Consider the following 19704-nt stretch of genomic DNA (forward strand, 5'->3'; position numbering starts at 1 on the left):
CTAAGCGATCTCGGGAAACGGCGGACCATCGGTCCGCCGTTTTTCGTTTACGCCCTCTTTTGCTTGGCGATCCAGCCGTCGACCAGTTCGCCCAGCACGTCCAGCGGCACCGAGCCCGCGCCCAGCACCAGGTCGTGGAAGGCCGGCAGCGAGAACTTGTCGCCCAGCTCCTTGCGCGCCTTCTCGCGCAGCTCGACGATGCGCAGCATGCCGATCATGTAGGCGTTGGCCTGTCCCGGCCAGGCGACATAGCGCTCCACCTCCTGGGCGCCGATGCCGTAGTCGATGCCCTGCTGGCGGGTCCAGCCCTTGGCGTGCAGGCCGGTGTCGACCACCAGGCGGCGTGCCCGGAACAGCTCCGAGCCGAGCGCGCCGAGCAGGCCCGGCACATCGCCTTCGTACCAGTTCTGCTCCACCGCCAGGCGCTCGGTGTACAGGGCCCAGCCTTCGGCGTGGGCGCTGCCGCCACTGAAGATGCGCTGGCTGCGGAATTTCGGGATGCCGGTCAGTTCCTGCTGGATCGCCAGCTGGAAGTGGTGGCCGGGCACGGCTTCGTGGTAGGCCAGGCTGCGCATGCGGATCATGTCGAACTTCGGACCGCGCAACGGCACCCAGAAGATGCCCGGACGGCTGCCGTCCGGCGCCGGCAGCGAGTAGTGGGCGGCCGCCGAAGGCTCGGTCAGCGGCGGTTCGCGGCGCACTTCGACCGGGGCGCGCGGCTTCAGGTTGAACAGCGAGGCGCTGCGCTTCTCGGCGTCGCGCACCATCTCGCCGTAGCTGGCGATGATGGCCGGGCGCGGATCGCCCTCGCCTTTCGGCTGGAAGCGCTCGTCCAGCTGCTTCATGCGGGTTTCGATGTCACCCTCGAGCAGGCCGAGCGAGCGCAGGTGCTTGTCCATCTCGCCTTCGATGCGCGCCACTTCGCGCAGGCCGATTTCGTGGATCTGTTCCGGGGTGAGCTTGGTGCTGGTGTAGTTCTCCACCGCGCGGGCATAGGCGGCGGCGCCGTTCGGCAGGCGCGAGATGCCGGCCACGTCGCCGGTGCGCGGGTGGATCTCGGTCATGAAGTCCTTCACGCGGCCATAGGCCGGGCGGATCTTCTCTTCGACGATCCGGGTGGCGCGGGCGATCGCGGCGGCGCGCGCCTCCGGCGCCAGGTCCTTCAGCTCGGCGGTGCGCTGCTCGAAGGTCGTGACCAGCACGTTCTGGCTTGCCGCCGGCTTGAGGAAGTGGTCGACCTGGAACTGGGCGCGCTCGAGGATGAAGCGCGGCGGGATCAGCTGCTTGGCGGCGGCGGCGCGGCCGCGCGCCAGCGCTTCGTCCATGCGGGCGCCGACCTGCTCCAGGCGCGCCAGGTAGCTGTCGACGTCGGCCTTGTTGCGCAGCGGGTGGGTGGTGGTCATGAAGTTGACCAGGCTTACCTGCACGCCGCTGAACTGCGAGAAGATGAAGGAATGGTCCTCGAAGGGCTCGTTGGCGACCGTGTTCTGCAGCGACCAGCGCATCACGGCGGCCGAGATCTTCTGGCTGTCGTCCAGCGGCGCCGACTTGAACTTGTCCAGGCGCGCCAGGCCGGCCTTGGCCAAGGCGACCACTTTCTGGCGGTGGGCGGCGGTCAGGGGCGTCAGCTCGCGGTCCAGCTTCGCCTGCTCGGCGCCGCTGAAGTACTGGGTCATGGTCGCCAGCTGCGGGCTCAGGCGCACCCAATCCTCGGCGAACTTGTCGGCCCAGACGTCGAAGGCTTTATGCGGCTTGGCGGCAGTGGCCGACGCCGCGGCAGGCGCGGCGAGCGCGGCGGCCGGCAGGCTTACGCCGGCGAGGACAGCGGGAATGAACAGGGCGGCGATGGTGGCGCGCAGGCTGCGCTGGCGGGACGATGGCATCTCGGGGGTCTCTCTTCCTTATCGTTGATCTGTATGCAGTGAGCATCACTGCAGTTGCCGTCGAGGAATCTAACACGGAAGAGAACAAAGCAACAACGCGCGCTGTTGCCCGGCTGCGTACATACAGGTCCGCACCGGGCCGGCGCTCAGCGATCGGACTCGATCACCAGCGTTTCCAGCTTTGCCGGGCTCCAGCTGCCCGCCAGGCGCCAGTCGCGCGCGGCGCCTTCGACCACCACCTGCCAGTGGGTCGGCTCCAGCGCCGGCAGCGCCGCCGAAAAGCGGCCCTGGGCATCGGGCAGCGCTTCCAGCACCAGGTCCTTCCCAGGCTGGGTCGGATGCGCCAGGCGGATGTGGAAAGGCGCCACGACCGGCTTGCCGAAGCTGTCCAGGCGCCCCTGCAGGCGGCCGGACCGGGCGTCGTGGCGGGCCTCGAAGGCCAGCCCGAGGCTGCTCGCGACACGGTCGCGGCGCAGGTCCTGGTTGATCGCCTTGCCCTGCTTGTAGTAGTCGCCCACCACCAGCGCGTCCGGACGGCTGACGGCCAGCCAGGCCGTGATCGCGCCGGCGACCAGCACCAGCACCGGGCCGATCATCAGGAACCACGGCCAGCGGTGCTTGTACCAGGGTGCGGCGCTGCTACGCGGCAGCGGATGAATTGCGGTTTGCATCTTCAGCTCCTTCTTACTTCGGCACGATGAAGACGGCGTCCTCGGACACCGCCAGGTGCGGATCCGCCACCGAACTCACCGTGAAATCGATCCTGTTCGAGCCAGGCCTGGCCGCGCCCGGTTCGATGCGCACGCGCACCGGCACCGCACGCGTGCTGGCCGCGTCGATCTCGACCACCTCCTCGCCGGCCACGCTCACCGACGGAATGCCGGCCACGCCAATGTGCAGGCGCTGGGCCTGCTCGCTCGTGTTCATCACCTGCAAGCGGTAGACGTTCTCGATCATGCCGTCGTCCACTTCGCGGCCCATCGAGCCGCGGTCACGGATCACGTCCAGCTTGAGTGGATTGCGCAGCGCGATCGAAGCCGCCATGCCGATCACCAGCGCGGCCAGGACGCCGGTATAGACCAGCACGCGCGGGCGCAGCATACGGTTACGGATCGCGGCCGGGTTCAGCTTGTGCGCCAGGCCGTTTTCGGTGGCGTAGCGGATCAGGCCGCGCGGCTTGGCGATCTTGTCCATCACGCTGTTGCAGGCATCCACGCAGGCGGCGCAGCCGATGCATTCGTACTGCAGGCCCTTGCGGATGTCGATCCCGGTCGGGCACACTTGTACGCACATGCTGCAGTCGATGCAGTCCCCTGCCCCTTGCGCCTTGGGCCGGACATTGCGCGGTTCGCCGCGCGCCGCGTCGTAGGTGACGATCAGGGTGTCCTTGTCGAACATCGCGCTCTGGAAGCGCGCGTAGGGGCACATGTACTTGCACACCTGCTCGCGCAGCCAGCCCGCGTTGCCGTAGGTGGCGAAGCCGTAGAACAGGACCCAGAAGGTTTCCCACGGCCCGAGCGTAAATCCCAGCACGTCGAAGCTCAGTTCGCGCACGGGCGTGAAATAGCCGACGAAGGTAAAACCGGTCCACAACGCCACCGCGCCCCACGCCAGGTGCTTGGCGCCCTTCTTGCCGATCTTCTCCAATGTCCAGGGCTGACGGTCGAGGCGGATGCGGGCGCTGCGCGCGCCCTCGATCTTGCGCTCGATCCAGAGGAAGATTTCGGTGTACACCGTCTGCGGGCAGGCGAAGCCGCACCACACGCGCCCCGCCACCGCCGTCACCAGGAACAGGCCGTAGGCGCAGATGATCAGCAGCGCTGCCAGGTAGATGAAGTCCTGGGGCCAGAACACGATGCCGAACAGGTAGAACTTGCGGCTGGCCAGGTCGAACAGGACGGCCTGGCGGCCGTGCATGTTCAGCCACGGCAGGCCGTAGAACAGCAGCTGGGTGAGCCACACGCAGGCCCAGCGCAAGGACGCGTAGCGGCCCTTGATCTCGCGCGGGTAGATCTCCTCCCGCGCGGCGTACATGTGGATGACAGCTTCCTGGGGGGCGTTCATTTCGATGCCGTCTTGATCGTGGTGTCGTTGGACAGGCTCCACACATAGGCCGCCAGCACATGCACCTTTTCTTCGCCGAGGAACTCGCCGAAGGCTGGCATGGTGTTGGTGCGGCCCTTGCGGATGGTTTCCATCACCGTCTCGGCGCTGCCGCCGTAGAGCCAGGTCTTGTCCGCCAGGTTGGGCGCCCCCATCATCGGGTTGCCCTTGCCTTCCGCGCCGTGGCAGGCCACGCAGGCGGCGAACTTCGGCTTGCCGAAGGCGACCTTGACCGGGTCGGCCGTCAGGCCCGAGAGGTTGCGTACGTAATGCGCGACCGCTTCCACGTCCTTGTCCGAGCCCAGCGCAGCGCCCATCGCCGGCATCGTGCCGATGCGGCCGTTCATGATGGTGGCCTTGATGGTGGCTGGCTCGCCGCCATGCAGCCAATCCTTGTCGCTCAGGTTCGGGAAGCCCTTGTTGCCGCGCGCGTCGGAACCATGGCACTGCGCGCAGTAGTTCAGGAACAGGCGCTCGCCGATGGCCTGGGCCTGCGGGTCGGCCGCCACCGCCTCCAGGCTCTGGTTCGCGTACTGGGCAAACAGCGGGCCGAAATCTGCCTTGGCCTGCTTGAGCTCCGCCTGGTATTCGCCTTTCGAGTTCCATCCGAGCTTGCCGGCGTAGCTGCCCAGGCCCGGATACAGCACCAGGTAGGCCAGGCCGAACACGATGGTCAGGTAGAACATCCACATCCACCAGCGCGGCATCGGCGTATTCAGCTCGGTCAGGTCCTCGTCCCAGACGTGGCCGGTGGTTTTCTGCGGCTCGCCATTGGCGTCCAGCTTGACCTTGTGCACCGACTGCGACCACAGCAGGATGCCGCAGCCGAGGATGGACAGCACCGTGATGACGGCGATGTACCAGTGCCAGAAGCCGTTGAAGAAATCAGCCATGTTCGTGCTCCTCTTCCGTGAACTCGTCGGCGAAGGGCAGCGCCGCTGCCGCCTCGAAGTCCTTGTTCTTGTGGAGCACGTAGGTCCAGGCCAGGATGCCCAGGAAGGTGGTAAAGCTCACCACGGTCATCAGGCTGCTCGCGTTATCGAAAATCTGTTGCAGTGCCATCTCAGTTCCTCGTCTTGATCTGGGTGCCCAGGCCTTGCAGGTAGGCGATCAGGGCATCCTGTTCGGTCTTGTCGCTAAGCTCCGCCGGCGCGGCCGCCACCTCGGCATCCGTGTAGGGCACGCCGATGCGCTGCATGGCGCGCATCTTGGGCAGGATCTCGGCCGCGACCAGCTTGTTTTTCGCCAGCCACGGATAGCCCGGCATGTTCGATTCCGGCACCACGTCGCGCGGGTTGTCGAGGTGGGTGCGGTGCCATTCGTCGCTGTAGCGGCCGCCGACGCGGGCCAGGTCCGGGCCGGTGCGCTTCGAGCCCCACTGGAAGGGATGGTCGTAGACGAATTCGCCCGCCACCGAGTAGTGGCCATAGCGCTCGGTCTCGGCGCGGAAGGGACGGATCATCTGCGAGTGGCAGTTGTAGCAGCCTTCGCGGATGTAGATGTCGCGTCCCGCCAGGCGCAGCGGTGAATATGGCTTCAAGCCCGAGACCGGCTCGGTGGTGGATTTCTGGAAGAACAGCGGCACGATCTCGACCAGGCCGCCGAAGGAGATGACCAGGAGGACCAGGCCGATCAGGAGCCAGGGGTTCTTCTCGATCCACTCGTGGGTGAATTTCATTACATGCTCCTCAATGTCTTAAGCGTGGACCGCTGCGCCGGCAGCGGCCAGGTGCGGCTTGACGGGTGCGGTCGGGATGCGCGCGTCGACGTTGGCCGTGCCGCGCATCGTCATCCAGGTGTTCCAGGCCATCAGCGCCATGCCCGACAGGTAGAGGAAGCCGCCGGTGAAGCGGATCACGTAGTACGGGTAGGTGGCCTTGACGCTTTCGGCGAAGGTATAGGTCAGGGTGCCGTCCGGGTTCACCGCGCGCCACATCAGGCCCTGCATCACGCCGGCGATCCACATCGAGGCGATGTACAGGACGATGCCGATGGTGGCGACCCAGAAGTGGGTCTCGACCAGGGCCATGCTGTACATCTGCTTCTTGCCGGCCAGGCGCGGGATCAGGTAGTAGATCGAGCCCATGGTGATGAAGCCGACCCAGCCCAGGGCGCCCGCATGGACGTGGGCAACGGTCCAGTCCGTGTAGTGCGACAGCGAGTTGATGGTCTTGATCGACATCATCGGGCCCTCGAAGGTGGCCATGCCGTAGAAGGACAGCGAGACGATCATGAACTTGAGCAGCGGGTCCGAACGCAGCTTGTGCCAGGCGCCCGACAGGGTCATCATCCCGTTGATCATGCCGCCCCAGGACGGCGCCAGCAGGATCAGCGAGAACACCATGCCGATCGACTGGGTCCAGTCGGGCAGCGCTGTGTAATGCAGGTGGTGCGGGCCGGCCCACATGTAGGTGAAGATCAGGGCCCAGAAGTGCACGATCGACAGGCGGTAGGAATACACCGGGCGCTCGGCCTGCTTGGGGATGAAGTAGTACACCATGCCCAGGTAGCCGGCGGTCAGGATGAAGCCCACCGCGTTATGGCCGTACCACCACTGGATCATGGCGTCCTGCACGCCCGCGTAGACCGAATAGGACTTCATGGCGGACACCGGGATCGCCATGCCGTTCACCACGTGCAGGATGGCGACCGCCAGGATGTAGCCGCCGAAGAACCAGTTGGCCACATAGATGTGCTTGACCTTGCGCTTGACGATGGTGCCGAAGAAGACCACGGCATAGGCGACCCACACGACGGTGATCAGGATCGCGATCGGCCATTCGAGCTCGGCGTATTCCTTGCCGCGGGTGAAGCCCATCGGCAGCGAGATCGCGGCCGAGACCAGCACGGCCTGCCAGCCCCAGAAGGTGAAGGCGGCGAGTTTGTCGGAGAACAGCCGCACCTGGCAGGTGCGCTGGACCACGTAGTACGAGGTGGCGAACAGGCCGCAGATGCCGAAGGCGAAGATGACCGCGTTGGTGTGCAGCGGACGCAGGCGTCCGTAGCTGAGCCACGGGATGTCGAAGTTCAGTGCGGGCCAGGCCAGCTGCGCGGCGATGAAGACGCCGGCAGCCATGCCGATCACGCCCCATACCACGGTCGCGATGGCGAACTGGCGCACGATCTTGTAGTTATAGTTGAGACTGCTGTCCAAGATGCTCTCCTGAATAATCATATGGATGACAATCAGGAGTGTGCTTTTCTGAACCTTAAAAATCCTTGATGTGAATCAAATTGTTCTGTATCGGTTGAGGTATGGAGCGCAGTGTTGCGTCTTGGTGCACAGGCCGGCGATGCGATGCCGGCCTTACTGCACGAGGTCGTCGTCCCGCAGGATCCTCAGGGCTGGCCCTTCGAGATCCTCGAACTGCCCGCTGTCGGCCGCGCCGAAGAAGATCCACACCGCGAGCGCGACGAGGCAGATACTCAAGGGTATCAACAAGTACAAGGCTTCCATTCAGTCCGTCCTCAGCCGCAGGGCATTGAGCACCACCAGCGCGGAACTGGCCGCCATGCCGATACCCGACATCCAGGGGTTCAGCAAGCCCGACGCCGCCGCCGGAATCGCCACCAGGTTGTACACCGAGGCCCAGATCAGGTTCTGGCGGATCACCGCCAGCGTACGGCGTGCGGTGTCGGCCGCATCGGCCAGCGGCAGCAGCCCGTCGCCCAGCAGCACGCCGTCCGCATGCAGCTGGGCCAGTTCGGCCCCGCGCCCCATGGCGAAGGACACGTCCGCGCCGCTCAGCACGGCCGCATCGTTGATGCCGTCGCCGACCATGGCCACCACCGCGCCCTGCATCTGCAGGCTGCGCACGAAGGCGAGCTTCTCGTCCGGCAGCTTTCCGCCGAGGGCGGTGGCGATGCCGAGCTGGCCGGCCACGGCCTGAGCCGCGCCCTGCTCGTCGCCGCTCAGCAGGACCACGGTCTTGCCGCCGTCCTTGAAGCGCTGTACTACTTCCGCCGCCTCCGGCCGCAGCCCATCCGACAGGTCGAAGCGCGCCAGCCAGCCGCCGGTCGTACCCAGCCACACCGAGGTGGTCCCGGTCGGCGCCGCGGAACGCGCCACTCCCCCGGCCACGCCTTCCACGAAGGCCGCGCTGCCGAGACGGTACAGGCGACCGTTGATGCACCCCTCCACGCCCTGCCCCACAACATAGCGCAGCTGCTCGGCCAGGCCGGGCGCCGCGCCGCCGGCTTCGCGGATCGCCTGGGCGATCGGATGCGGGTTGTCGGCTTCCAGCGCCGCCGCGATGCGCAGGCAGGCCTCCGCCGTCTGGGCGCTGACCGGCACCGCCTGGCGCAGCACCGGGCGGCCAAGGGTCAGAGTGCCGGTCTTGTCGAACACGATGTGGGTGGCGCGCTCGAAGGTCTCGAGCGTGTGCGGCTTCACCGCCAGCACGCCGCGCCGCAGCAGGCGGTCGGTGGCGGCGGCCAGCGCGGTCGGCGTGGCCAGGGACAGCGCGCACGGGCAAGTCACGACCAGCACCGCCACCGCCGCCTGCCAGGCGCGCGCCGGCTCGACGGCTTGCCAGGCGAAGAACACGGCCACGGTCAGCACCAGCAGCGCCACCACCGACCAGGCGGCCACGCGGTCGGCCCACAGCGCCAGCGCCGGCTTGCCCTGCCCGGCTTTCTCGACCAGGCGCACCAGCATCGCCAGGGTGCTGTCGGTGGCGGTCGAGCTCACGCGCAGGACGATGGTCTGGGCCGCGTTGACGGCGCCGCCCGGCAGGCAGTCGCCCACCGTCTTGCGCTGGGTGCGGCTCTCGCCCGTGAGCAGGGCCAGGTCGACCTCGGTGTCGCCGTCGACGATGACGCCGTCGGCCGGAATCGCCTGGCCGGCCTTGACCAGCACCAGGTCGCCCACTTGCAGCGCGCCGGCGGCCACCAGCTCGGAATCGCGCGCCGCCGGGTCGCCGCGCAGGCGCAGCGCCGCTGCCGGCACGCCCTGCTGCAGGCGCTCGAGGGCGCTGGCGGCCTTGCGGCGCGCGCCCAGTTCCAGGTAACGGCTGCCCAGCAGCAGGAACACGAACATCGTCACCGAATCGAAGTAAACCTCGCCGCGGCCCGTGAACAAGGCCGCGCAGCTGCCGGCGAAGGCGGCGGCGATGCCCAGCGCCACCGGCACATCCATGCCAGGCAGCCCGCGTTTCAGGTCTTGCCAGGCGCCGCCGAAGAAAGGCTGGGCCGAGTACAGCACGGCCGGCAGTGTCAGGAATAGCGAGGCCCAGTGCATCAGCGCCGTCATCGACGCATCCATGGTGCCGTCGGTCGCCAGGTAGACCGGGACCGCGTACATCATCACCTGCATCATCGACAGACCGGCCACGAACAGCTGGCGGAACAGCTTCTTGCGCGCTTTTTCCAGCTGCTCCCCGTGCTGCCTGGCGTCGTAGGGGTAGGCGGTGTAGCCGATCATGCGCAGGGTGCGCAGGATGACGCTGGGTTTGCACTGCGCCGGATCCCAGCGGACGTGCAGGCGTTCGGTGGCGACGTTCAGGGTGGATTCGAGCACGCCCGGCATCTGGCCGAGGCGGCGTTCGATCAGCCAGACGCAGGCGGCGCAGCGCATTCCCTCGACCGCGAAGCTCGCCTCGTCCTGGCCTTCCTGGCCGTCGTAGAGCAGCAGCTCCGGCGCGTCGGCGCTGTGCTCGACGGGGGCCGCGTACTCGGTGCGCGTGGCGTAGTAGTCGGCGAAACCGCCGTCCACGATGGCCTGGGCCGCCGCCGCGCAGCCGGGGCAGCACATGCTGCGCGCCGCGCCGTCGACCACGGCATGCCAGCGGCTCGCGGCCGGGACCGGCAAGCCGCAGTGGAAGCAGCTGTCCAGTACCGCCACCGGCGCCGCCTCGCGCAGCGGCACCTCGGCCTGCGCCGGGACGTCGGCGCGTACTTGCGCCAGCACCGCGCTCATGCCGCGCTCCCCGTGCCGAAGCACACCAGATGGACCCAGCTCTCCGGCAGGCCGCCGGCGGCGCGCGCGAGGCCGGCCAGGCCGAAGCCGGCGATGGCCAGACCGCACAGCAGGCGCACGCGGCCCATCCGCAGCAGGCCGCGCAGGCGCTGGCCCGCCAGGCCGAGCGCGGCGAGCATGGGCAAGGTGCCCAAGCCAAAGGCCAGCATCACCGCCGCACCGTCCAGCGCGGAGCCGGACAGCATGGCTGTCACCAGCACGCTGTAGACCATCCCGCAGGGCAGCCAGCCCCACAGGGCGCCGGCGGCCAGCATGCGCCCTGGCGTGGATGGCGGTCCGACCCGGCGCAGCAGCGGGCGCACATGCCGCCACAGCGCCTGGCCGCCCTGCTCCAGCCGCGCCAGGCCGCGCCAGGCATCCATCAGGAACAGGCCGAGCGCCACCAGCATCAGGTTGGCCGCCCAGTAGGCGGCCTCCTGCAGGCCGGGTAGCGCCGCGAACCCGGCCGCCCCGCCCGCCAGCGCCCCCGCCGCCATGTAGCTGGCGATGCGTCCTGTGTTGTAGGCCACGACGTTGGCGGCGGGCGTGGCCGTCACCGTGCGCACCGGTACCGGGAAGGCCGGCGCGGCAGGCAGGGACGGACGGACGCCGCCGACCGACAGCGCGCCGACGATGCCGCCGCACATGGCGGCGCAGTGGACGCTGCCCAGCAGGCCGACCAGAAACACGGGAAACAGGGCGATACCTGGCATGTAGGCGGCCTCAGATGGTTTGCGAATGGCGCGGGCCGGTGCGTTCCGCCAGGTAGCGGTCGAACACCATGCACACGTTGCGGATCAGGAGGCGCCCTTTCATCGTGACGCTCAGCCATTCCGGCCCCAGCGTCACCAGGCCGTCGCGCTCGAGCTGGCGCAGCTGGGCCAGCTCGTTGGCGAAGTACTGCGCGAACACGATGGGAAAGGCCTGCTCGATGGCGGGCACCGAGAGCTCGAACTGGCACATCAGCTTCTGGATGATGGCGCGGCGCAGCAGGTCGTCCATCGACAGGCGGGCGCCGCGCGCCACCGGCAGCTCGTTGGCGTCGATGGCGTCGTAATACTCGTCCAGGGTCTTGACGTTCTGGCTATAGGTGGCGCCCACCGCGCTGATGCTCGACACGCCGCAGGACACCAGGTCGGTATCGGCATGGGTCGAGTAGCCCTGGAAATTGCGGTGCAGGCGGCCCTGGCGCTGGGCCACAGCCAGGTCGTCGCCCGGCTTGGCGAAATGGTCCATGCCGATATAGACATAGCCGGCCGCGCCCAGGTGTTCGATGCATAACTGGAGCATCCGCAGCTTGGTGTCGCTGTCCGGCATGTCGGCCGCGTTGATGCGGCGCTGCGGCTTGAACAGGTGCGGCATGTGGGCGTAGTGGTAGACCGAGATGCGGTCAGGGTCGGCGGCGACCACCTTGTCCAGGGTCTGGCGCATGCTGTCCAGGGTCTGTTTTGGCAGGCCGTAGATCAGGTCGATGCTCACCGAACGAAAGCCCGCCGCGCGCGCCGCGTCGATCACGGCCCGCGTTTCATGCTCGGGCTGGACGCGGTTGACGGCCTGCTGCACGTCCGGGTCGAAGTCCTGCACGCCCAGGCTGATGCGGTTGAAACCCTGGCGGCGCAGGCTGTGCACGCGCTCGGCCGAAACGGTGCGCGGATCGACTTCGATCGAGTATTCGCCGCTTTCGTCGGGCGCGAAGCGGAAGCTGCGGCGCAGGTGTGCCATCAGGTCGCCCATCTGCTCGTCGGAGAGATAAGTCGGGGTGCCGCCGCCGAAGTGCAGCTGCTCGACCTCGTTCATGCCGGCGAACAGCAGGCCCTGCATCTCGATCTCGCGCTTCAGGTAGGACAGGTAGAGCGCAGCCTTGTCGCGGCGCTTGGTGACGATCTTGTTGCAGGCGCAGTAGTAGCACACCGTGTCGCAGAACGGAATGTGCAGGTAGAGCGAGAGCGGACGCTTGCTGCCGCGGGTGCGCACGCCGGCGACAGCGTGCAGGTAGTCGCGGTAGCCGAATTCGGCGCCGAAGCGGTCGGCGGTCGGGTAGGAGGTGTAGCGCGGGCCGGACTTGCTGAGCCGGCCGAGCAGGTCAGCGTCGAATTCGACGCTGGGAGTGAATACGAGTGGGGCCGAGGGGGCCGAAGACGGAAGCGCTTCAACGAGCATGACAATAAACTCCAGCTGCTGGCCGCATTGCGGAAATGCAATGCGACACGATCAGCTTGCAGTTTATTGATCTGCTTCGGCCAAATCCTTGACTTGCATCAAATACGGCCGAGACTGCCGTACGGGCATGCGCATTCCGTCATCGAACTTGAACACGGAGAGGGCCTGGACCAGCTGTGCAGCCTCGTCGGCGACGCTGCCGGAGGCCACGGCCGATTCCTCGACCAGGGTGGCGTTCTGGCGCGTGATGCTGTCCAGCTGGGCCATGGCGGCATTCACCTGGGCGATGCCTTCGCCCTGTTCGCGGCTGGCGGCGGTAATGGCGTGCATGATGGCGGCGGCGTCGCGCACCGAGGCGACCACCTCGCGCATGGTCTGGCCGGCGTCGCCCACCAGGGCGTTGCCCTGCTCGACGTGCTGGCCCGAGGTCTCGATCAGGGCCTTGATTTCCTTGGCGGCGGCGGCCGAACGCTGGGCCAGGCTGCGCACCTCGCCGGCGACCACGGCGAAGCCGCGCCCCTGCTCCCCTGCCCGCGCCGCTTCGACGGCGGCGTTCAGGGCCAGGATATTGGTCTGGAAGGCGATGCCGTCGATCAGGCCGATGATGTCGGCGATGCGGGTCGAGGACTCGCTGATCCGCCCCATGGTATTGCCGACCCGCTCGACGGCGTCGCCGCCGCGTCCGGCCACGGTGGAGGCGCCCACCACCAGCTGGTCGGCGCGCACCGCGTTCTCGGTGTTCTGGCCTGCGGCCGCGGCGATCTGGCCCAGGCTGCTCGCGGTCTGCTCCAGGCTGGCCGCCTGCGCCTCGGTGCGCCCGGCCAGGTCGCTGTTGCCGGCGGCGATGGCGCGGGTGGCGTGCTCGATCGAACCGACGTTGCGGCGCACGTCGCCGACGATGGCTTTCAGGTTGATGTTCAGCTGGCGCAGGGCCAGCTGCAGGCGGCCGATCTCGCCGTTGCCGCCGCTGCCCTCAATGTCGCAGCTGGTGGCCAGGTCGCCGCCGGCCAGCGCGTAGACGGCGCTGGTGGCCTGGCTCAGCGGACGGGCGATGGAGCGGTGCAGGTCCGCCCATGCGGCCAGGGTAGCCGCCGTGCCGAGGGCGGCCAGCGCCTGCCAGGCGCCGCTGTCGGACGTGGCGCCAAGGCCGGCCATCAGCGCGGCCTGGGCCGACATCATCAGGCCCAGGCGGCGCGTGAGCGGCAGTTCGCGCAGGGCCGCCACTTTCCTGCGCCAGCCGGCGCGCACGGCCTGGCCGCGCACGATCACCAGGTGCTTCGCTTCGCCGCTGCGGATCTTGCGGTACAGCTCCTCGGCGGCGCGCACCTGCTCGCGCGTTGGCGCGGTGCGCACCGACATGTAGCCGGTGACCCGGCCGGCTTCCTTGACCGGCACCACGTTCGCCACTACCCAGTAGAAGTCGCCGTTCTTGCGGCGGTTCTTGACCAGCCCGGTCCACGGCTCGCCTGCCTGCAGGGTCCGCCACAGGTCGGCGAAGGCTTCCGGGGGCATGTCCGGGTGGCGCACCACGTTATGGGCCTTGCCCAGCAATTCAGACTCGTCGAAGCCGCTGACCTCGACAAAGCTCGGGTTCACGTAGGTGATGCGGCCCTTGGTGTCGGTCTTCGACACGATGGACTGGCCCTCTTTCAACAGGTACTCGATGCCGGTGACCGGCTGGTTGTTACGCACGACACTTCTCCTTGTGTTGCCGAATGGCAAAATTCCAAGGTTTGCATTCTACTGAGCGGCATTCACAAAATTTTTGACCTAGATCAAAAAGCTCAAACAAGTTAGAAAGTAGCGGCAACAATACTTAGCAAAAGAATCTTGAAGAGTCGAACTCGCCTCGGTCGGTCAAACCTTTCCTGATGTCGCGACGGAAGAGGTAAGCGTTGCACCGCACGACGTCTTGTGTCCTTGGAAAGCCACCGGAATCCCGTCGACGAGCACCACCGGATCCCCTTCGGCGATCACGCACGGCGAGTGGCCGTTGATCGGGCAAACGCACGCATCCCCCTTGCGGGCTACCGCGATACCGTGGACAAACGCGGTGCCGGAGGCGGCGATCACCTTGCCGCCGTGGCTGGTCGAGTCTCCAAGTCGGATTACACCTTTCATGGTCATCCTCCACAGTCGTCATAAAAAGCTGTTCGCTTGGGCGGGTGGGCAGCCCGAATCTATCGATCAGCCAGCCAACGCCAAACGGTCAAGCCATATGCGGATCCGAGGTTGGCCATCGATTCGCCTGCCTGATAGGTTCGCGGCAGTGCATCAACGTCCAGCGGTTGCCAGACACCTGCTTTTGGGCAGGGTTCCCCTGCCTTGGCTCGCAGGTCGCCATCGTTCTTAGCTTGACGGTTAGAGAGAATGACCGGGTGCCATTCCGTTGCCACTGCAAGTGTCTCAGGGGTGAAGTAATTTCCGCCGCCAGGGTAAGGTCCGCGTTCCTCTGCCGTCTTTATAAACTGATATACAGGTTGCATTCTCAATCCCCTGATGGCGAAGGTAAGGCTATGGTGGGCCAAGCCCGTGCCGGGGTACCAGACACCCGTCCACGGCACCTCTTCTCCGGTCCGGCATGTGATCGACCTGTCGATTACATACTCCAGGAGTGGATCGGGGAGTTTGGGAAACAGCGGTTCGTTAAACCAAGTAAAACTCCGGTTATATACTCCTACAATCTCCTCACCTGGAAAGCCATCATCATCATTCCGTCGTTCAGCCCACTCGGGATCAAGGGGATCCAGCTCGAAGAAACTCCCTGCTCCTGCAAATGCATTGGTGAGTGCGCTGTTGATCACGCGGGCATAGGCCGCCAATCGATCAACCCGAACGTTACTAAATTCGTTGTATTCGGCTGCAGTCATCCAGCTATGCAAAGGCTGCTCCATGATGCCTCGTATGTCACCTCTAATGCAGTCGGAAATTTCCCACATCAATTCGTAGTCACCCAGCCGTGCCAATTCAGCGCCACGTCTAAAGTCGCGCGCGCGCTGTTTGAACTTATCAAAAATTTGGTTGTTTCTACCAAAATTTACGACCTGCCTTGAGACAGCGAGAGTGCCAAACCACTCCATAGTCGCATCGCATTCGCGGGCAGCTCCTTCAAAGAATTCAGCCGACGTGAACAAATTCCAGATGGAGGCCTCCAAGTTTAGATTTCGCATGTATTCGTTCTCCTCGTCGAATAGGTTACGATGCGGTAGGTGCAGTAAGTAAAATTCTTTGAGCTTCCTGGGGTGTATAGTCCGTCGCGCCCCATCCAGTTTCAATCGGTCCCTTTATACGTCGGTCCGTGATTCGGGCACGAAGTTTTGTAGGGGCTGTCGCACCGGTCACGTCAGTAAAGTCGACTCGGCGATCCTCATTGCCGGCACCATCCATAAGAGGCTTGCCAGTCACCCGATCAATTCTCGGCATGGCCTTTACCATCTCATCTCGGCTACTTGGATAGAATAAGACCTGCTCTCCACCGCCCTCCAAGTAATAGTCGGTTCCCTCGAGCTTCTGGCTTGCGGCGGGGCCGCGCCAGACGGGCAACGATTCACCCGCTTTAATCTCATATTCGACAACCCAGCCATTCTGGTTCCAATCCGGCTTGACGGCAAACCGGCTACGCCACCCATCCCGGTCCTTGATGGCCTTGAATTCTGCTTCGGTCATCCAAAAGATGCCTGCGCCTTCATTGGAAGGATCCACGACACGATACAGCTTCGCTGGTCCTTTGATCGCGTCAGCTCGCATCCCACCCTTAGCTTTTGAGAACGTTGCAATCATCCAGTCCTGAATCCGTGGGTGGTCCGGGTGAGCGTTGACTAATGCTTGCGTTCGAAGATCCTGGGGCTTTAGTGGTGGGAACTTCATTGTGCGCGGTCGCTTTTTCGCCCATTTCGGCGGTTTAGCGTTGATCAGCCTGGCTGCCCCCGCTTCGGAGATAGGAGCAATCCATCCCCGATTCGTTCGATAGACCTCAACCTTCAGCGCCTTGTCTTCCAGCCTTTTGGCAAAGATCTTCAGCACGGTCCGCACTGGCTGGGTGAATGACTGGATCGCGCCGCTCATCGCTTGTCGCTTCGCCTCGATGTTCTTCAGGAGATCATCGATCCGCTCACGAACCGTGCTTGGCACAATCGGCCGTATCCTCTCCAGCAAGCTCTTCAGGTCATTGAACTTGTCGTTCAACAGCCCTCCGAGCACCGCGGGACTGAGTTTGTCCGCCGCCTCACGAATAGTCTTCGAAACGAACTGGTAAATATCCGGCAGCTTCCCATCCGTCGCCCATTTCGCCACGCGGTTGTGCTGCAGGAACTCGGTGATTTTCGGCAGCGCGGCATCGCAGGCCCGGTTGGCGGCTGCCACCAGCTTGCTCGCATTGGCGATGTCGTCCGCATGCTTGATCAGCGGCTTCAAATAGACCCAAGTCAAGCGCAGTGCACCTTTGACGACGGTCCCGACTTCCGGAATGAAGCCGACCACCGTTGTCGCGATGAAGAACAAGGTGACCTTGTTGGAAGGGTCTTTACGATACTCTCGGAGATTCGCACACAAGTCGCGCAGGTCGCACAGGGTATCTACAATCGGGATCAGCGATACGACCAAGTCGAAGCCGATTTGCCCGGCCGACCGCTCGGTACTGAAGTCGCCCTGGAGCGCGCCCCAGATCCACTCGCCCAAACCGACATCGTCCGGCTTTTCCTGCCCGTGGACTTCGTTCAGCGCGTCGAGGGTTTCGTCGGTGTCCGCCATTATTTCCCTCCGCGGTTCTGGGGCGCATTGACCATGTTCGGTTCCTGGGCCATGAGCGGTTCGAGCTTGGCCATCAGGTCGGCGACCACCGGCCGCGGTTCGTCTTTGGCGGAGGGTGAGTTGTGATAGACGAGCTTGTCGACCGTGTCCGGCAGGTTGCGCTCTTCAGCCATGCCATTGCCGTCGAGCGTTCCCTGCTTTTGCTGGCCGTTTGCGAAATACAAGGTGTAGGGCACGCCGGCCATCGGCGCCCCCTGGTAGCCATCCAGGTCGAGCTTCAGCCAGTTGGTATGGTCCGCCGCCGGGAAGAACGGCAGCTGCGTCTCTTGTTCGGCCGGGCCATCCCACTTGTGCACGCCCGCCTTGACAGTGAAGGCGCCACTACAACCAAGCTCGATGTTGCCCTCGGCGATTTTGAGATACGCGCCGCCGCAAGACAGCGTAATGCTCTTCTTGGCCGCGATCACGATGTCGCCCTGGCTGGCGCTGATCCTCACGTCCTGAGCGGCGGCGATGCCGATGCTGTCCTGCTGGGCCTGCATCTCCAATTTGCCGGCACGCGCAATATGCTTCATGCCATCCTGATGCGAGAACAGCGACATGCCCTGGCCGGCCTGGATGTTCACACGCTGTCCGGCAACGGCCTGGATATGCTGCTGTGCCACGATATTCTGTTGGCGGCCGCTGTAGCTGACGACCGACTTCGGCGATGCGTTCACCAACCCGCCCTCGGAATACTGGGCGATCAGCGGCGCGCCAGCTTGCTCCGCATCGGCCAGGTCGTCCGCCAGCTGACGATGCGGCGCCAGGTCGACCGGCATGGCCTGGTGCTGCTCCGCGAACTCCCCCATTTCCTTCAGCAGTCCTTGCGATGCTTCGAGCAGGGCTTGCAGCGGTTTCCGTTCCAGTTGCTTCCCTGTCGCGCCAAGCATTGCCTGGGTCGTCAACAACATCAGTTTCGCAGCACGCAGCACGACGGACTGGTCACTGCGCAATTCCGCGCCCTCGCCGCGAGCCTGCCCCTCACCGTTTCGTCTCGGGTGCGTCAGCCATCCGAGGTTCAATTGGCTGTGCCCATGTTCACTGGCCAGTTGCGCACTGATCTGCCCGGGTGTGTCATCCAGCCGCAACTGGTTGTAGCGCATCCCCTGGACTTCCTTGCTCTTGATGCCGGCGACAAAACGGTTGCCGGGCAACCGACCCGCATGGCTGAACGCCGGGGGAGCCGCCAAGCCACCGTGCACGCGTCCCACGACGATGGGCTTGTCCGGGTCTCCGCCAAGGAAATCCACCAGGACCTCAGCGCCGACACGGGGCAGGCTGCTGCTTCCCCAGCCGTCGCCGGCCCAATGCGAGGCAACGCGTACCCAGGCCGAGTCCCGATCGGTGTTGCTGGCGCCCGCTCCACCGGGATGGTCTTGTTCGCGCATGCCGGGGAACCGCAATTTGATGCGGCCAAGCTCATCGCAATGCACTTCTTCCCCAGGAGGGCCGACTACCAGAGCCGATTGCAAGTGGACAGACGGCAGATCGGTGCGCGGATCGTAAGCCGGCACGATCGGTATGCCGCGCCGGACACATGCGAAGCGGTTGGTGTACCGGACATCGCGCTTGCCGCTGGCATGGTCGAGGGCGACTTTCGATACTCCCTGGCGCCAGGCATTGGCGGTAAACAGCCGCTCCGCCCGCTCGTCGAAGTCCTTAGGAAGGTTGCCTTCTGCCGCCAAGAACAGCTCCGTCACCACGAATTCGCGCTCCTGGCCCCGGTGCGTGTCGATGTCCGGATGACCATCCAGTCGAAACCATTCACCGACACGCAGGTCGCGGACACCGCTCTCCCCGTAAAAGCACTTGGTCTCATACTCAAGACGCTGCATTCGGAGGTCGCCCAGCCTGCGGTAGTCATTGCTGTCATCCCCGACATGCGGTGCGTCGATCTGGTGGTCGTCCAGGTTCAACGCAAACTGGTTCCCGGCCTTTCCCTGTTCGATGATCGCGGTCGATTGCGCAAGCATCATGCGGCCCTGGCGGTAGTCCCAGCTTTGCCGGGTCAGGCTGCCCGCCTTCAGGTGCCGCGCAGCGCACCAGTTGAAGACGGCATCACGCGCTTCGGTGCCGGCGTCCCGATGAAAGCGCACCGTTCCCGCTGCATTTTGTGCCAGCGACAGCGGCGCATCGAACAGCACCAGCGTATGTACCGGGCTGGCGGTATCTTCCGATACACGGTGACGGCCGGGCCGGATAAACCAGGCAATTCCCTGCCGCTTCCAGAGCCGCCGCAAGAACGCAGCATCGGACTCGTTGTGCTGCATGATGAATTCACGAGGCGGGTAAATGTCCCTGATGCCCAAGGTGTCGACCTCGAATGCCGCGGCGAGAATCGGGTTAGTGGCGCGCCACTCACCTACCAGGGCTGCAGAAATGTCGACTTCGTTCATATTGCGGAAAATCCGCGTGTTGACGCGCTGTTCCATCAAGCTCAACGCGTCGGACACGACCAACTGATACGAAGCCAATCCGCCGTCGCTTTGTCCAGCAAACGCTTGGGACACGATGCCACACACCGTACGCAAATGACCTCGATCGGTCACAAACTGGAGTTCCGCTGACAGCGCAATGAGTTCTTTCAACGGCAAGGCTGCTTGTGTGGAAACGCAGAGCAACCGATATTCAATGCCGCCGCACATCGTCTCCTGGCCATAGGCGTGCTTGATGTGCAGGAGGTCTTTCACGATGGCGCCTTGGTGAGCAAGACGCAGACGAATCGGCCGGTGCAATTGTGTCAGGCCGGACGACAGCTCGGCCACGTTCAGGACATTCATGTGTGATCTCTTCGTGGGGAAAGATTGCACA

16 protein-coding genes are annotated in these 19704 nt (G+C 65.1%); all 16 read right to left on the reverse strand.

Annotated features, from left to right (window positions below; all coding sequences use genetic code 11):
• Positions 1-47: 47 nt before the first annotated feature.
• Positions 48-1883 (reverse strand): DUF885 family protein, encoded by a 1836-nt coding sequence (locus tag J8847_RS05295; RefSeq protein WP_211523640.1) that lies wholly within the window; start codon positions 1881-1883, stop codon positions 48-50.
• A gap of 146 nt (positions 1884-2029) precedes the next feature.
• Positions 2030-2554, reverse strand: a complete 525-nt coding sequence (locus J8847_RS05300; RefSeq protein WP_211523641.1) for a FixH family protein — start codon at positions 2552-2554, stop codon at positions 2030-2032.
• A 13-nt stretch (positions 2555-2567) separates the two neighbouring features.
• Positions 2568-3947, reverse strand: coding sequence for a cytochrome c oxidase accessory protein CcoG (ccoG, locus tag J8847_RS05305; RefSeq protein ID WP_211523642.1), 1380 nt, complete (start codon positions 3945-3947; stop codon positions 2568-2570).
• On the reverse strand, positions 3944-4879 hold the full coding sequence (gene ccoP, locus J8847_RS05310) for a cytochrome-c oxidase, cbb3-type subunit III (protein WP_211523643.1): 936 nt from the start codon (positions 4877-4879) through the stop codon (positions 3944-3946). Before ccoP ends, ccoG begins: the two co-directional genes overlap by 4 nt.
• Positions 4872-5048, reverse strand: coding sequence for a cbb3-type cytochrome c oxidase subunit 3 (locus J8847_RS05315; protein ID WP_211523644.1), 177 nt, complete (start codon positions 5046-5048; stop codon positions 4872-4874). Before J8847_RS05315 ends, ccoP begins: the two co-directional genes overlap by 8 nt.
• Position 5049: 1 nt before the next feature.
• Positions 5050-5664, reverse strand: a complete 615-nt coding sequence (gene ccoO, locus J8847_RS05320) for a cytochrome-c oxidase, cbb3-type subunit II (protein ID WP_211523645.1) — start codon at positions 5662-5664, stop codon at positions 5050-5052.
• Positions 5665-5682: 18 nt separating this feature from the next.
• On the reverse strand, positions 5683-7140 hold the full coding sequence (gene ccoN / locus J8847_RS05325) for a cytochrome-c oxidase, cbb3-type subunit I (protein WP_211523646.1): 1458 nt from the start codon (positions 7138-7140) through the stop codon (positions 5683-5685).
• Between the two features lie 153 nt (positions 7141-7293).
• Positions 7294-7443: a cbb3-type cytochrome oxidase assembly protein CcoS gene (gene ccoS / locus J8847_RS05330; protein ID WP_211523647.1), complete on the reverse strand. Its 150-nt coding sequence runs from the start codon at positions 7441-7443 to the stop codon at positions 7294-7296.
• Positions 7444-9903 carry a heavy metal translocating P-type ATPase gene (locus J8847_RS05335; protein WP_211523648.1) on the reverse strand — a complete coding sequence of 820 codons (2460 nt, stop codon included), beginning with the start codon at positions 9901-9903 and terminating at the stop codon, positions 7444-7446.
• Positions 9900-10655 (reverse strand): sulfite exporter TauE/SafE family protein, encoded by a 756-nt coding sequence (locus J8847_RS05340; protein WP_211523649.1) that lies wholly within the window; start codon positions 10653-10655, stop codon positions 9900-9902. Before J8847_RS05340 ends, J8847_RS05335 begins: the two co-directional genes overlap by 4 nt.
• Positions 10656-10665: 10 nt before the next feature.
• Positions 10666-12102: an oxygen-independent coproporphyrinogen III oxidase gene (gene hemN / locus J8847_RS05345; RefSeq protein ID WP_211523650.1), complete on the reverse strand. Its 1437-nt coding sequence runs from the start codon at positions 12100-12102 to the stop codon at positions 10666-10668.
• A 63-nt stretch (positions 12103-12165) separates the two neighbouring features.
• On the reverse strand, positions 12166-13794 hold the full coding sequence (locus tag J8847_RS05350) for a PAS domain-containing methyl-accepting chemotaxis protein (protein ID WP_211523651.1): 1629 nt from the start codon (positions 13792-13794) through the stop codon (positions 12166-12168).
• A 165-nt stretch (positions 13795-13959) separates the two neighbouring features.
• Positions 13960-14223 carry a PAAR domain-containing protein gene (locus J8847_RS05355; RefSeq protein WP_211523652.1) on the reverse strand — a complete coding sequence of 88 codons (264 nt, stop codon included), beginning with the start codon at positions 14221-14223 and terminating at the stop codon, positions 13960-13962.
• 59 nt (positions 14224-14282) lie between these two features.
• On the reverse strand, positions 14283-15272 hold the full coding sequence (locus tag J8847_RS05360) for a hypothetical protein (RefSeq protein WP_211523653.1): 990 nt from the start codon (positions 15270-15272) through the stop codon (positions 14283-14285).
• A 25-nt stretch (positions 15273-15297) separates the two neighbouring features.
• A complete protein-coding gene (locus J8847_RS05365; RefSeq protein WP_211523654.1) occupies positions 15298-16851 on the reverse strand; it encodes a hypothetical protein in 1554 nt (517 codons plus the stop codon).
• Entirely contained in the window at positions 16851-19673 is a 2823-nt protein-coding gene (locus J8847_RS05370; protein WP_211523655.1) for a type VI secretion system Vgr family protein, read from the reverse strand. Before J8847_RS05370 ends, J8847_RS05365 begins: the two co-directional genes overlap by 1 nt.
• Positions 19674-19704 lie beyond the last annotated feature (31 nt).

It is taken from the genome of Massilia sp. AB1, from assembly GCF_018119385.1.
Classification (GTDB): Bacteria; Pseudomonadota; Gammaproteobacteria; order Burkholderiales; family Burkholderiaceae_D; genus Telluria.

Coding starts and splice junctions, on each gene's coding strand:
- J8847_RS05340 (WP_211523649.1), bottom strand. CDS start 10,655: ATGCCAGGTATCGCCCTGTTTCCCGTGTTTCTGGTCGGCCTGCTGGGC.
- J8847_RS05295 (WP_211523640.1), bottom strand. CDS start 1,883: ATGCCATCGTCCCGCCAGCGCAGCCTGCGCGCCACCATCGCCGCCCTG.
- ccoP (WP_211523643.1), bottom strand. CDS start 4,879: ATGGCTGATTTCTTCAACGGCTTCTGGCACTGGTACATCGCCGTCATC.
- J8847_RS05300 (WP_211523641.1), bottom strand. CDS start 2,554: ATGCAAACCGCAATTCATCCGCTGCCGCGTAGCAGCGCCGCACCCTGG.
- J8847_RS05365 (WP_211523654.1), bottom strand. CDS start 16,851: ATGGCGGACACCGACGAAACCCTCGACGCGCTGAACGAAGTCCACGGG.
- ccoS (WP_211523647.1), bottom strand. CDS start 7,443: ATGGAAGCCTTGTACTTGTTGATACCCTTGAGTATCTGCCTCGTCGCG.
- J8847_RS05315 (WP_211523644.1), bottom strand. CDS start 5,048: ATGGCACTGCAACAGATTTTCGATAACGCGAGCAGCCTGATGACCGTG.
- hemN (WP_211523650.1), bottom strand. CDS start 12,102: ATGCTCGTTGAAGCGCTTCCGTCTTCGGCCCCCTCGGCCCCACTCGTA.
- ccoO (WP_211523645.1), bottom strand. CDS start 5,664: ATGAAATTCACCCACGAGTGGATCGAGAAGAACCCCTGGCTCCTGATC.
- J8847_RS05355 (WP_211523652.1), bottom strand. CDS start 14,223: ATGAAAGGTGTAATCCGACTTGGAGACTCGACCAGCCACGGCGGCAAG.
- J8847_RS05360 (WP_211523653.1), bottom strand. CDS start 15,272: ATGCGAAATCTAAACTTGGAGGCCTCCATCTGGAATTTGTTCACGTCG.
- ccoG (WP_211523642.1), bottom strand. CDS start 3,947: ATGAACGCCCCCCAGGAAGCTGTCATCCACATGTACGCCGCGCGGGAG.
- J8847_RS05370 (WP_211523655.1), bottom strand. CDS start 19,673: ATGAATGTCCTGAACGTGGCCGAGCTGTCGTCCGGCCTGACACAATTG.
- J8847_RS05335 (WP_211523648.1), bottom strand. CDS start 9,903: ATGAGCGCGGTGCTGGCGCAAGTACGCGCCGACGTCCCGGCGCAGGCC.